13 protein-coding genes are annotated in these 13,156 nt (G+C 25.8%); 11 read left to right on the top strand and 2 right to left on the bottom strand.

Translation table 11 applies throughout. From position 1 onward, the window contains the following. Nucleotide 1 precedes the first annotated feature (1 nt). Nucleotides 2-295, bottom strand: coding sequence for a YciI family protein (locus ACRDDY_RS04525; RefSeq protein ID WP_438563781.1), 294 nt, complete (start codon nt 293-295; stop codon nt 2-4). 11 nt (nt 296-306) lie between these two features. Continuing rightward, complete coding sequence (locus ACRDDY_RS04520; protein ID WP_438563780.1) at nt 307-2,052, bottom strand: ABC-F family ATP-binding cassette domain-containing protein; 1,746 nt, start codon at nt 2,050-2,052, stop codon at nt 307-309. Nucleotides 2,053-2,302: 250 nt separating this feature from the next. On the opposite strand from ACRDDY_RS04520, the gene ACRDDY_RS04515 reads away from it, so the two are divergent. From ACRDDY_RS04515 to ACRDDY_RS04465, 11 genes are all read left to right on the top strand, one after another. Continuing rightward, the gene (locus tag ACRDDY_RS04515; protein ID WP_438563779.1) at nt 2,303-2,836 is read left to right on the top strand and encodes a hypothetical protein; all 534 of its coding nucleotides are present in this window, start codon (nt 2,303-2,305) and stop codon (nt 2,834-2,836) included. Then, nucleotides 2,829-3,578, top strand: coding sequence for a hypothetical protein (locus ACRDDY_RS04510; protein WP_438563778.1), 750 nt, complete (start codon nt 2,829-2,831; stop codon nt 3,576-3,578). The genes ACRDDY_RS04515 and ACRDDY_RS04510 overlap by 8 nt, the downstream gene beginning before the upstream one ends. A 113-nt stretch (nt 3,579-3,691) precedes the next feature. Beyond that, complete coding sequence (locus tag ACRDDY_RS04505; protein WP_438563777.1) at nt 3,692-6,043, top strand: glycoside hydrolase; 2,352 nt, start codon at nt 3,692-3,694, stop codon at nt 6,041-6,043. A 23-nt stretch (nt 6,044-6,066) separates the two neighbouring features. Beyond that, the gene (locus ACRDDY_RS04500) at nt 6,067-6,705 is read left to right on the top strand and encodes a response regulator transcription factor (RefSeq protein WP_438563776.1); all 639 of its coding nucleotides are present in this window, start codon (nt 6,067-6,069) and stop codon (nt 6,703-6,705) included. Beyond that, the gene (locus ACRDDY_RS04495) at nt 6,698-8,080 is read left to right on the top strand and encodes a sensor histidine kinase (protein WP_438563775.1); all 1,383 of its coding nucleotides are present in this window, start codon (nt 6,698-6,700) and stop codon (nt 8,078-8,080) included. The genes ACRDDY_RS04500 and ACRDDY_RS04495 overlap by 8 nt, the downstream gene beginning before the upstream one ends. 101 nt (nt 8,081-8,181) lie before the next feature. After that, nucleotides 8,182-8,742 (top strand): lytic transglycosylase domain-containing protein, encoded by a 561-nt coding sequence (locus tag ACRDDY_RS04490; RefSeq protein WP_438563774.1) that lies wholly within the window; start codon nt 8,182-8,184, stop codon nt 8,740-8,742. Nucleotides 8,743-8,804: 62 nt separating this feature from the next. Continuing rightward, a complete protein-coding gene (locus tag ACRDDY_RS04485; protein ID WP_438563773.1) occupies nt 8,805-9,329 on the top strand; it encodes a hypothetical protein in 525 nt (174 codons plus the stop codon). 96 nt (nt 9,330-9,425) lie between these two features. Beyond that, nucleotides 9,426-10,190, top strand: a complete 765-nt coding sequence (locus ACRDDY_RS04480; RefSeq protein ID WP_438563772.1) for a flavodoxin family protein — start codon at nt 9,426-9,428, stop codon at nt 10,188-10,190. 54 nt (nt 10,191-10,244) lie between these two features. Then, nucleotides 10,245-11,456 carry a GNAT family N-acetyltransferase gene (locus tag ACRDDY_RS04475; RefSeq protein WP_438563771.1) on the top strand — a complete coding sequence of 404 codons (1,212 nt, stop codon included), beginning with the start codon at nt 10,245-10,247 and terminating at the stop codon, nt 11,454-11,456. Nucleotides 11,457-11,601: 145 nt separating this feature from the next. After that, nucleotides 11,602-12,555, top strand: a complete 954-nt coding sequence (locus ACRDDY_RS04470; RefSeq protein ID WP_438563770.1) for an ABC transporter permease — start codon at nt 11,602-11,604, stop codon at nt 12,553-12,555. Continuing rightward, a partial coding sequence (locus ACRDDY_RS04465) for an iron chelate uptake ABC transporter family permease subunit (protein WP_438563769.1) occupies nt 12,545-13,156 on the top strand: 612 nt, incomplete at its 3' end. The genes ACRDDY_RS04470 and ACRDDY_RS04465, both read left to right, overlap by 11 nt.

Genomic DNA, 13,156 nt, shown 5'->3' with positions numbered 1-13,156 from the left:
TTTATTTAAGCCAAAGGTCTAGATCTTTGTTTAAATAATGTGTCATAAAGTCTGTTACTTTATAATCTTGTATATTGTTAAGCTTGAAAGGTTCATTATTTAAGTAATTTAATATCTCTTCTTTTGAAGAAGCTTTCATAATGAATATTCCACCTGTCATATCTTCTTTAAGACCAGATAATAGTACAAGTCCGCTATCCATAGCTTTTTGAGTATAAGCTATATGTGCATTCATTATTTCATCAGTCATATTTTCTTTGTTTAAAATAGTTCCTTCAACCATAAAAAAGTTCATAGTATTTCCTCCTATCTAAGTTTTTTTATTAAGCTTTCTAAAGTAAGTGCTAATTCTTGAGCTAAGATAAAGTCTTTATTTTTTAAAGCTTTTTCTATTTGAAGCTCAACGGATTTCTTTTCCTCTTCAACTTCTAAATAGTTTTTACTAAAGTGATTTTCATAAATCATCTTTTTAAATTTCTTTATGTTCATTCTTCTAATAGTCTTATCTTCTACTATAAATATAGTATTCATACAATTTACTATTGAATAGAAATCATGTGAAACCATTATAATTGAACCAGTATATGTTTGCATTGCTTTTTCAAGTGCTATTTGAGAATAAGTATCTAAATGGCTTGTAGGTTCATCTAAAAGTAAAAGGTTATAATCACCAGCAGAAATTTTAGCAAGTTGAAGTAAGTTTTTCTCACCACCTGAAAGGCTTTCTATTTTTTGATTTATAATCTCAGTATCAAGACCAAAGTCAGATATATGAGATACTATTTCATCACGTGTTTCAAAATCAAGTTCAAAAAATTCTTCTAAAACAGTATTAGAGTTATTTAATGTTACTCCAGGAATTTGTGAAAGATAGCCAACTTCTGCATTTTCATTAAGCTTTATAGATGGATTTACATTTTTGTATATCTCTTGAAGAAGAGTTGTTTTTCCAGTTCCATTTGCACCTATTATTGCAATTTTATCTGAAGGCTTAATTTCTAAAGTAACATTTTCTAAAAGAACTTCTTCAAAAGCTACAGTATAATCATCTATATTTAAAAGAACTTCATCTTCAGGAAGTCTACTTGATGTAGCTAAGTAAATACGTGGCTCTTTAAGCTCTATAAAAGGAGCCTTAATTTTACGATTTTCTAATCTTTCTTGAATTTTAACTCTAGCACGTAATCTTCTACCTCTAAAAGCTTCAGCATTTTCTTCAGCTAAATCTCTTAATCTATCAATTATTTCTTCATTTCTTTCAATTTCTAAATCATCAGCAATTGATAATTCTTGAAGCTCAATTTTAGTTTGAAGAATATAGAAATTATAGTCAATATAATTTCCTTCAAATTCTTGAAGTTCTTTATTTTCAAGGTGAAGAATTTTATTAAAGCAGTGATTTAGTAAATATCTATTATGTGTAACAACAAGAATTGTTCCTTCATGAGAATTAATTAAGTTTTTTAAAGAGTTAAGATTTTCAAAATCTAAGAATACATCGGGTTCATCCATAATTATTAAATCAGGTTTATTAAGCATAGATCTCATAACTTGAACAAGTTTAAATTCACCACCACTAAGTTCAGAAACAAGCATGTCTTTAAGTTTAGTCATATTAGCTAAATTTAAAGTTTTATCTATAATATTAGGAAACTCGTGACCATTTATAGCATCAAAAGCATCTAAAGCTTCTTGATATTTTACAAGTAATGGTTCAATATCTGAAGCTGTTCCCATTTCTTCACAAATAGTATCAATTTCTTTTTGAAGTCTAATAAATTCTTCACTTACATAATCAAAAACAGTAATTTCCTTTAATTTATCATTTTCATTAAATTGACTTACGTAACCTATTTTAAGGTTCTTATCCATTTCAATTGTACCATCAAACATATAGTTATCTGGATTTATAAGTATATCTACAAGAGTACTTTTCCCACTTCCATTAGTCCCAATAAAAGCACAGTGATTACCTGTTTCTATTGAAAAAGAAATATCTTTATATAAGTCTTTTTCAGGGTAAGAGTAAGAAAGGTTTTTTACGTTTATCATCTGAATACCTCACTTTATCATTAAAAAAGTGAAGACAAAGCTTCACTCTTTAGAATTTAAATTAATATTCATAGCATAACATTTTTTTAAATTAAGTTCAATCATTCAAAAATTTATACATAAGAAATAATCAGAAAAGTTTAAATGAAAAGAATGAAGATTTAAAGAAGAATTAGAATGATTAAATTACATAAAAAAGAAAGGAGGCACTATATATAATAATATAGTTTAAAAGGAAGAGGGGAATGTTATGTGGTGGTTAGAGGTAAAGAGTGAAAAGGAATTGAAAAGTTTAGCAAAAGAAAAATATAAATCAAGGCAATTTGAAAATACTAAAAAAGAAATTAATAAGGATATAGATTTTTTTATAGATAAGATAGATTTAAATATAGGTGCTAAAAATACAAAAAAGCTAGTAGCATCAGGCTGGAAAGAATTAAATTCTAAAATAAATAAAATAAAAAATGTTTATAAGAATTTTGAAAAAATAGAAGTAAAAGAAGAAGTAAGCAAGAAAGAGAAAGAAAAAATAGTTGTAGAAAATGAAATCGAATATTTTAAAAGTGAGGCTGATGAACTTATTTTTTATATTCTTGAATTAAGTGGTAAGAAAAGAAATGAAAAGTTAAAGATCGAAGAAAGTTTTTATAAAAATAAAAAGGAAGGAAAAAAGTGGAGAAATAGTATATTAAAAAAGATACATCCAGATATATGCAAAAATAGGAAAACAAATGAAGCAATAAATGAATTTGAGCAATTATGTAGGCTTGTATTAGATGAGTAGTGGATTAATTAAATATAGAAGGAAGTTACCAATAGGTTTTAGATATATAGGAGAAGATATTCAGTTTGAAAGACCAGTCCTTAATGAAGGTGAGGCTAAGGGAACTGTTACTCAGATAATGAATGCATGTAAAGATTCAATAATAGATGGAAATAGTGCAATATATATTTCACAAGAAGCTTTAGGAAAACTTTTAAGAACTAATTCAACAAATAAAATAAGAAAAATTTTATCAGAAGTTGATGAATCTGATAAACTTGATAAAGAAAGAAATATAGAAGAAATAGATTTTATAATAATGGGTGAAATTTTAAAATTAATAAATAGAGAAATTGGAGAAGTGAAGAGTGATAAGAAAAGATTATATTTAAGAATATCAGAGAAAGCATTGATTAATATGAGAGACTCACAAAAGATTAGAGCATTATTATTAGAAAATGATAGAAAGTACAAAAGTGAGTTGAAAAAATTAAAAGGAAACAGAAAAAAGGATTATGCTATAAAGTCTGATGAATTGACAGGAGAAAAATTAAAATGGGGAGCTGAGTTTTCTCATATTAGAGCAAAATCGGCTTATCCTAATTTAGCATTAGATTTGAGAAATGGATTAATAGTAAATAGGGAAACTCATAGAATAATAACAAAGGAAAAGATAGAAAATGAGGATGAACTTCTAAAGCTTTGTATAAAAATGAAGTGGAAAACATCTTGGCATGAGAAATTTAAAAATAGTTTTGAATAAAATTAATTAATTAGAGAGCTTAATTAAGAAAAATCTTAGTTAAGCTTTTAATTTTACAAAATGTGATATTAGTGTAACATAAGAAAAATAAAATATCCTAGAGGTGAAATTAAATGAAAAGAAAAGTAATAATAGGAATAGTAATAGCAGTAGCAGTTATCTTTTTAGGAGCTACATTTATAAAGGAGTTTGGAGATAAGATAAATGTAGATAGTTCTAAAAATCAATTAGAAAAAGTAAAAGATTATAATTTTACATATACGGTTAATCCAAAAACTTTTGAAGTAACTATTGATAATAATGGAGAAAAATATATTGCATCAGAACCAATGAAAGAGATGAATGTTAGTGACTTTAAAAAGATAGGTGATGAAACATCATGGAATTATCCAGATAAAGGTGTTAAGGTTCTATTGAAAAAGGAAAATGATTGTTTAGATGTAAGTATTACTTCAACAAAGACAGAAGACAATAGCTTTCAGTTTCCAAGTGTGCAAGCACCTAGTTATGATTTGCCGATAGGAGAGGGTGAATACGTGCCTAGTGATAATAAGTATTTTAAAGAATTTTTTAATAATTACACTGATACAACCCTTGAAATGTTTTCTATGCCATTTTTTGCATTAAATGAAAAAGATGCTTCAATTTTATATATTATAAATAATCCTTATAGTAATAATATTTCATTTAACACAAAAGATAATATTAAGTTTAATATTGATCATCAGTTTAAAAGTATAAATAAAAATAAAACATATGGTTTTAAAATTTATTTAACAGAAAATAATCCAGTAGATATTGCAAAAACATATAAAAATTATGTAGTTAAAAAAGGTGATTTTAAAACTTTAGAGCAAAAGGAAAAGGAAAATCCAAATGTGAAAAAGCTTGTAGGAGCACCAGAGATATATCTTTGGAATAATAGAGTAATAGAACCGGAGAATATTAATTTTCAAAACTTTATAAAGGAATTAACGCCAGAAATAAAGAAGAGAATGATATCTATTTTAGAAAAAGCTGGTGGAGATAATGCACAGATACAAGCAATTCAACAGATAGGTACAGAAGATTATGTAGATAATTATGATAAAAATTTAATAACATCAGCAATAACAACTGTTTGTATGTCAAAGGAGTTTTATAGTAGTGAATTATTCAAAAATAATAATAAAGAAGTTCAGGAATTATTAAATGAAGGTGTAAATAATTTAAACCAAGTTCAAACAATAAAATTAAATGAATTATTATTGAAAGAAGCAATGCCAAATGCTTTTACAGATATCAATACATGGGCAGATTCAGCAACTACTGATATAATAAATGATTTAAAGGAAAGTGGAATAACTAAAGCATGGATTGGATTTAATAACTGGACACAAGCATATATGAAGCCACAAATGGTAACAGATGCAGTAAATGATGGATATTTAGTTGCACCATATGATTCATATACATCTATTCAAGATCCAGGAAGTGCTAGCTGGGATACAGCAGATTTTAAAGATAAAAGTTTATATAATGATGCAACTATGAAAAATGAAGAAGGACAGTATAGAACAGGGTTTAAAAATAAAGGAAGACTTTTGAATCCAACATTAGCTATGCCTAGTGTAAAAGATCGAGTTAATACAATCTTAAATAATATTCCAGATTTTAATTCTTGGTTTGTAGATTGTGATGCAGCAGGACAAGTATTTAATGATTATAGTAAAAATCATACAACAACAAAAAGTGAAAATATACAAGCAAGACTAGAAAGGCTAAACTATATAGGAAATGATAAACATATGATAGTTGGTTCAGAAGGTGGAGATGATTATGCAAGTCAGGTTTTAGATTATGCACAAGGAATTGATTCAAAACCTATTTCATGGATGGACAAAGAAACTATGCAAAATAAGAAAAGTGAATACTATACAGGAGCATATTATTCAAAAACAGGAGGAGTTCCACCTAAGTTTTCAAAAATAGTTCCAGTACAAGAAGAGTATAAGGTAGCATTAATGGATCCAGAATATAAAATACCATTATATAAATTAGTATATAATAATTCTATAGTAAATACCTATCATTGGTTATGGGGAACACTTAAAGCACAAGGGGAGCTTAAAAATAATTTATTACATAATATTTTATATAACGTACCTGGATTATATCACTTAGATAAGGAAACTTGGAATGAAGATAAAAATGTTATTGTAGATAATACAAAAGTATTTACTCCTTTTAGTGATGTAGCAAGTTATGAAGAGATGACTAACTTTGAAGTTCTTTCAAAGGATAGATTAGTTCAAATGACAGAGTATGGAGATAATTTAAAGGTTATAAGTAATTTTTCAGATAAAACTGTAAAGGAATTAGGCTATGAAATAGGACCAAAATCTTTAATTATTATAGAAGGAAAAAATGGTGGGAAAGTTATTAGATATACACCTAATATACAAGGGTTAAATAATAACAATTAAGAGCTAAAGCAAAGGAGGAAAGAATGAATATATTAATTGCAGATGATGAAAAGATGATAACTAATATTTTAAAAATGTATTTTGAAAAAGAGGGTTATAAAGTATTTATAGCAAATGATGGAGATGAGGCTTTAGAAATTTTTTACAACGAAAAGATTGATATGGCAATTTTAGATTGGATGATGCCTAAAAAAACAGGAGTTGAACTTTGTAAAACTTTCAAAGAGTTAAAAGAATGTAAAATAATAATTTTAACAGCAAAGGATACTTTAGATGATGAATATATATCTTTAGAAGTGGGAGCAGATGACTATATAAGAAAGCCTTTTGATCAAAGAATACTTTTATTAAGAGCAAAGAAATTATTAAAAGATGAAAAAGAAACTTTAATTAAAGATATAAAAATAGATTTTAAAGGTCAAAAAGTATATAAAGAAGGAATAGATTTAAATTTAACTAATATAGAGTTTAAACTACTAGATTATTTTTATAAAAATAAAGGTAAAATTTTATCTAGAGAGATGCTTTTAAATACAGTTTGGGGACTAGATTATTATGGGGATGATAGAACTGTAGATACACATATTCATAGATTAAGAGAAAAGATAGGTAGTGATTTAATTAAAACTCATAGAGGTCTTGGGTATTGTCTTCATGTTTAAAAAGAATAAGTTAGCTAAAAAGGTATATTTAATAATTTTTCTAATAATAATAGTAGTTTTTGGCGGAACATATTTTTTGAATAATTTCTTTTTATCTAAGTACTATGTATATGAAACAAGAAGTAATTTGAATTTAATATATGAAAACTCTCAAAAGGAAACATTAACTCAATTTTTAAAAAGTGAGAAAGAAATAGAAGAAAAAAATAATGTAACTATTATAACCCTATCAAATGAATATTTAAATAATTTAGGGAATTTAAATGAAGAAATAAGTTTAAAGTTAAATAAGAATAAGATTAATATAAGTAAGCTATGGCTTACAAATAATGATTTAAATGAATTAAATGAACAAGGATATGTAAATAAAATATTTTATCAAAATAAATTACAGTCAAATTACTTTATTAAAATGTTTAAAAAAGATAATGAAATAATAATCCTTGGAAAGTCTATGGCAAATGATATAGAAACTATAAACATTATAAATAAATTTAATTTATATATAATAAGTTTTGCTATAATTTTAAGCTTAGTTTTAGTATTAATATTTACAAGGAAAATTGTAAAATCCTTAGAAAAATTAAAATTACAAACTGAGAATATAGGAAATTTAAATTTTAAGGCTGAAGAGATAAAAACAGGGGATGAAATTGAGGAACTATCTAAGAAAATAAATGAAATGAGTGATAGATTAGAGAATGCTCACTTAGAACTTGAAAAAAGAAATGAAGATTTAAAAAGACTGCTAGGGAGTATTTCTCATGAAGTAAAAACTCCATTAGCTTTAATAAAGGCATATGCTATAGGGATAGAAGATGGATTAGATGATGGAACATTTACAAATATTATAATAAATGAAGTTGATGATGCATCAAAGCTAATAGAAAATATACTAGAATTATCAAGAGTTCAGAGAAAAGAAAGTGAAAAATCATATATTGATTTAAAGAAGAGGATAGAAGAGATATTATTAAAATTTTCTTTAAAGTTAGAAGAAAAAAATATAAAAATAATAAAGGAATTTCAAAAAAATACTCTTATATATGAAGATAGTGAAGGAATAGATATAGTTTTAAATAACTTTATAAGTAATGCTATAAAATATAATAGTGGAAATTATATAAAGATTTGTTATGAAAAAGATATTCTGTATATTGAGAATAAACAAGATGGAATAGATGAAGAAAAAATTAAAGATATTTGGAAGCCTTTTTATGTTGGAGAAGAATCAAGAAGTAAGGAACTTTCAGGAACAGGACTTGGATTATCTATAGTAGAGGAAATACTAAAAAGAGAAAAAATTGAATTTGGGGTTAGTTTAAAAAATGATGTAATAAAATTTTATATAAAAGTAAAAAGTGAAAAAATGTGATATTAGTGTAACATAAAAAAATTAATATATACTCATAAACAGGACTAAAACATATGTATCAAACATAAATATGATAGAAGTTTTAAAAGGAGTATTAGAAAATGAAAAAAATAGTTATAGTAATTTTGAGTATTATGTTAATTTTAGGATTAGGAAATTTAGGGAGAATTTTATGGAAGAGATATGAACTTAAGATATATCCAACAACATATATAAATATAGTAGATAAATATGCAAAGGAATATAATTTAGATCCCTTATTTGTATTATCAGTAATAAAGGTTGAAAGTGATTTTAATCCAAATGCACTATCAAATGCAAATGCAATGGGACTTATGCAAATAACAGAATCTACAGGGGAAGATATAGCGAAGGCTCTTAATGATACAAATTTTAAAGTAGATGATTTATATAATCCAGAGACAAATATAGCTATGGGATGTTATTATTTAAGAAATCTTTATAGTGAATTTGGAAATTGGGACTTAGTTATAGCAGCTTATAATGGTGGACGTGGAAATGTTCAAAAATGGTTAGACAATGATAATTATTCAAAAGATGGAGTACTAACAAATATACCTTTTCCAGAGACTAAAAAGTATGTAAGTAAAGTAAATAAAGCATTTAAAACTTATGAAAGAATCTATAAAAATAAAAAATAAATGATTAGTTCCTTTTAAAATAGGGAATACTTAAGAAAATAGTATTTTTAGAAGGGGACTGTATGAAAAAATCGTTTAAAAAATTAAGTTTTATATGCATTTTGTTAATAATAGGAAGTGTTTATATCTTAGGAAGTGAAAATATAAAAGTTATGGCACAAAAGAAAGAAGGTATGGTATACGAAAAATATACTAATGGAAGGTTTGGTTTTTTAGGTATATATCCAAAGTTTTTAACAGAGAAATTTGAAAGTGAAAATGGTGATGGAATTATCTTGAAAGATAAAGATCAGAAAGTTACATTAATTATGAGTGGAATAAATAATGTGTTAGACCAAACTGTAGAGTCACTACTTAATGAACAAAAAGAAGATAAAAATATCATATATGAAGAAAAGGGAAAAGATTTTTATGTTTTCTCATGGAGTGAAGATGATAAAATAAAATATGATTATAGAAAAGTGGGAACTGGTTCAATACAAGGGTTTTTAATAGAATATCCAAAGGACAGAGAAGTAGAATTTAAAGAAATAATAAAGGGAATAAAAGAAAACTTTAAAACAGGAAATTTAGAAAAATTTTCTTAAAGTAAAAAGCTATTTTACAAAAGTAAGGTAGTTTTTTTATATTTAAAATCATATAATAAAAGATGAGAAAGAGAGATAGTATAAAGGGAGAAAAAGATGAAGTGTATAGTTATTCATGGTAGTCCTAGAAGAGGAAATACATGGGATGTTTTAAATAAAGTTATAGAAAATATGAAAGAAGTAGAAGAAAACTTTGAATTTGAAATAATAGAGTTAGCCAAGGAAAAAATTCCAAATTGTATTGGGTGTTTTAATTGTATATTAAAGAGTGAGGAATTATGTCCACATAGAGATAAAATAAAAAGTATAATGGAGAAAATTGATCAAACTGATGGAATAATAATAACAACACCAGTATATGCAATGAATATGACAGGAACTCTTAAGGGATTTTTAGATCATATAGCATATAAGTTTCATAGACCAACTTTCTTTAAAAAGAAGGCCTTAGTAATTGTTACAACAGCAGGGGCAGGACATAAGAAAGTAGCTAATGATGTAAGTGAAGTTTTGGGGCACATTGGAATAAATTATATAGAAAAATTATCAATTGCATATAGAGGAATTGAATTAAATAGTAAGAATAAAAAATTAATAAATAGGATTTCAAAAAGATTTAGTAATGAGTTAAAATTAAAAAAGATTAAAAAGCCAAATTTAAAAGGTGTATTTATGTATAATGCATGGAAAGGCATGGCGATGAATTCAGATGCTGAAAGTGCAGACTATAAACATTGGAAATGGAAAGCTATAAAAAATATTCCATATGATGAAAGTGTTAAAATTGGACTAGTAGGAAAAGTAGTAGCTATAGTTAGTTATAAACTAATGAAAAAAATGACTAAAAATAAAATAGAATAATGCTTTTGTTATGAGGTATAATAAATAAAAAGAAAATGGAAGGGAGAAAATTTTATGATAAGCAAAAGAGAATTAGAAATGAAAAAAGTAGGAATTGAGCATCTTGAAGAATATAATGATTTGTTAAGATATGTTTTTCAAGTAACTGATTCAGATTTAAAAAGAGTTGGTTGGGAAGAAAAAGAGATAATTAGAGCTAAATCTCCAACATTAAAAAAAGCTGAAGTTTTTGGATGGTTTGATAGAGATAAGTTAATATCACAAGTAGCAATATATCCTATGAAAGTTAGAATTTTTGATAGAACTTATGATATGGGTGGACTTACAGGTGTAGGAACATATCCAGAATATTCAAATCAAGGATTGATGCACAAGTTATTATATAGAGCATTAAAGGATATGAAAGAAAAAAATCAAACAATATCATATTTATATCCATATTCAATACCTTATTATAGAAGAAAAGGATGGGAAATTATATCAGATAAAATTATTTATGAAATTAAAGATTACCAACTTCCTAAAAATAAAAAGATAAAAGGAGAAATTCAAAGAGTTAATGTAGAAGGTAATGAAATTAGAGAAGTGTATGAAAAATTTGCACTGCAAACACATGGAGCGCTAATAAGAGATGAATTAGCTTGGAATGAATATTGGTTATGGGATACTGATGATTTAACAGCTGCAGTATATTATAATGATAAATATGAAGCAACTGGATATGTCCTTTATTGGATTAAGGATGAAGTTTTTCACATAAAAGATATGATATTTACAAATGAAGAGGCGCGAATTGGACTTTGGAACTTTGTAAGTGCACATTTTTCAATGATAACAAAAGTTATAGGAAATACATTTACAGATGAGCCATTAGCATTTTTACTTGAAGATGCAGATATTAAAGAGACTATTTCACCATATTATATGGCAAGGATTGTCGATTTAGAAGGATTTATAAATCAATATCCATTTAAAAAAGATAGAGTAGAAAGAGAGTGGATTTTTAAAATGGAGGATCCAATTTTAGAATGGAATAGAGGGGTATTTAAATTAAGAATTGACACTAATGGACAAGGAAAAATAGAGGTTTCAAAAGAAGAGACAGAGAATGAGTTAGATATTCAAACTATGACAACTATGCTTTTAGGATATAAAACTCCAGATTATTTATATAAAATAGGGCGATTAAAATGTGATAAAGAAACACTAAGTATGTTAGATCACTCAATAGAACAACAAAGTCCATACTTTTCAGATTATTTTTAAAAATGAAAAAGAAATTTACGAAAGCTATTAATTTATTTTTTAAGTTAATAGTTTTTTTTTATTAATAAAGTATTGACATTGAGAATTGTTATCAATATAATATGAATAAAAGATGAATAAAAAGTAAACGTAAGAGGAGGGAAAGATGAAAAAAAGATATTTAATAATTTTTATTATAATATTTGCAGTCTTGTCTATTTTTATAGGAGTTCAAGAAATTAAATTAAGTGATATTTTAAATTTAAGTAGTGAGCAGTTTATGGTTATAAGTGTAAGTAGAATTCCTAGACTTATAAGCATAATAGCATGTGGAGCTTCTATGAGTATTTGTGGACTTATTATGCAACAGATAAGTAAAAATAAATTTGTATCACCAACAACAGGTGGAGTTATAGATGGAGCACAACTTGGTTTAATTTTTTCATTAATAATATTTCCTAATGGAGGAAGAGTTAGTCAAATGATTATGTCCTTTATTTTTGCATTAATTGGAACATTTATATTTATGTTTATATTGAAAAATTTAAAGGTGAAAAATGTAGCCTTAGTTCCTTTAGTTGGGATAATGTTTGGAAATATTATAGGCTCAATAACAACCTTTATAGCTTATAGATATGATTTAATGCAAGATGTTACAGCTTTTATACAAGGAAATTTCGCAACTATTATTAAAGGAAATTATGAAATTCTTTATATAACAATTCCTTTTATAGCTCTTGCATATCTTTATGCAAATAAATTTAGTATTGCAGGAATGGGAGAAGATTTTGCCACAAATTTAGGGGTGAATTATAGCTTAATTGTAAATGTGGGGCTAGTAATTGTAGCAGTAGTTACAGCAAGTGTTGTAATAACAGTTGGAAGTATTCCTTTTATTGGGCTTATAGTGCCTAATATAGTTTCTATGTACAGAGGAGATAATTTGAAAAATAATATATGGATTACAGGAATGGTAGGAATCATATTTGTTTTAATATGTGATATTCTTTCAAGAATTATTATTTTTCCATATGAAATTCCTATTGGATTAACTGTAGGTGTTATTGGAAGTATAGTATTTTTACTTATTATCTTTAGGAGGAAAAGAAATGGAAACTAGTATAAAAAGAGAAAAAAATATACATAAAAAAATAGGAATCCTCTTAGGGATAGCTATATTAGCTATAATCCTATATTTAACCTATGGTGTAAAGGTGGGAAGCTTTGAATATGTAATAAGTAGTAGATTATCAAAGATAGCTTCTATGATTTTAACTGGTGGGTGTATAGCTTTTGCATCAGTAATATTTCAAACTATAACAAATAATAATATTCTTACACCAAGTGCAATTGGATTAGATTCCTTATATGTATTAATTCAAACTATTATAGTATTTATATTTGGAACAAGCAGTGTTTTTACAATAAATAAAAACTATAACTTTTTAGTATCTGTAGTAAGTATGGTTTTAGTAGCTTATGTTATTTACAATAAATTGTTTGAAAAGCTTCAAAGAAATATAGTTTTTATACTTTTAGTAGGAATGATATTTGGAACTTTATTTAAAAGTATATCAACTTTTATGCAAGTGGTAATAGATCCAAATGAATATGCAGCACTTCAAAACAGTCTTTATGCAAGCTTTGGTAATGTAAATACTGAAATTATATTAGTGAGTATAATAATGTTGCTTTTAATGGTGCCTTTTATTTATGATGAT

The organism is Clostridium sp. (genome assembly GCF_051656525.1).
Taxonomy (GTDB): Bacteria; Bacillota; Clostridia; order Clostridiales; family Clostridiaceae; genus Clostridium.
The sequence above is the reverse complement of the archived record's forward strand: the minus strand, read 5'-3'. Positions and strand labels throughout refer to the sequence as shown.

Coding starts and splice junctions, on each gene's coding strand:
- ACRDDY_RS04485 (WP_438563773.1), top strand. CDS start 8,805: ATGAAAAAATCGTTTAAAAAATTAAGTTTTATATGCATTTTGTTAATA.
- ACRDDY_RS04500 (WP_438563776.1), top strand. CDS start 6,067: ATGAATATATTAATTGCAGATGATGAAAAGATGATAACTAATATTTTA.
- ACRDDY_RS04525 (WP_438563781.1), bottom strand. CDS start 295: ATGAACTTTTTTATGGTTGAAGGAACTATTTTAAACAAAGAAAATATG.
- ACRDDY_RS04520 (WP_438563780.1), bottom strand. CDS start 2,052: ATGATAAACGTAAAAAACCTTTCTTACTCTTACCCTGAAAAAGACTTA.
- ACRDDY_RS04495 (WP_438563775.1), top strand. CDS start 6,698: ATGTTTAAAAAGAATAAGTTAGCTAAAAAGGTATATTTAATAATTTTT.
- ACRDDY_RS04475 (WP_438563771.1), top strand. CDS start 10,245: ATGATAAGCAAAAGAGAATTAGAAATGAAAAAAGTAGGAATTGAGCAT.
- ACRDDY_RS04470 (WP_438563770.1), top strand. CDS start 11,602: ATGAAAAAAAGATATTTAATAATTTTTATTATAATATTTGCAGTCTTG.
- ACRDDY_RS04490 (WP_438563774.1), top strand. CDS start 8,182: ATGAAAAAAATAGTTATAGTAATTTTGAGTATTATGTTAATTTTAGGA.
- ACRDDY_RS04480 (WP_438563772.1), top strand. CDS start 9,426: ATGAAGTGTATAGTTATTCATGGTAGTCCTAGAAGAGGAAATACATGG.
- ACRDDY_RS04515 (WP_438563779.1), top strand. CDS start 2,303: ATGTGGTGGTTAGAGGTAAAGAGTGAAAAGGAATTGAAAAGTTTAGCA.
- ACRDDY_RS04510 (WP_438563778.1), top strand. CDS start 2,829: ATGAGTAGTGGATTAATTAAATATAGAAGGAAGTTACCAATAGGTTTT.
- ACRDDY_RS04505 (WP_438563777.1), top strand. CDS start 3,692: ATGAAAAGAAAAGTAATAATAGGAATAGTAATAGCAGTAGCAGTTATC.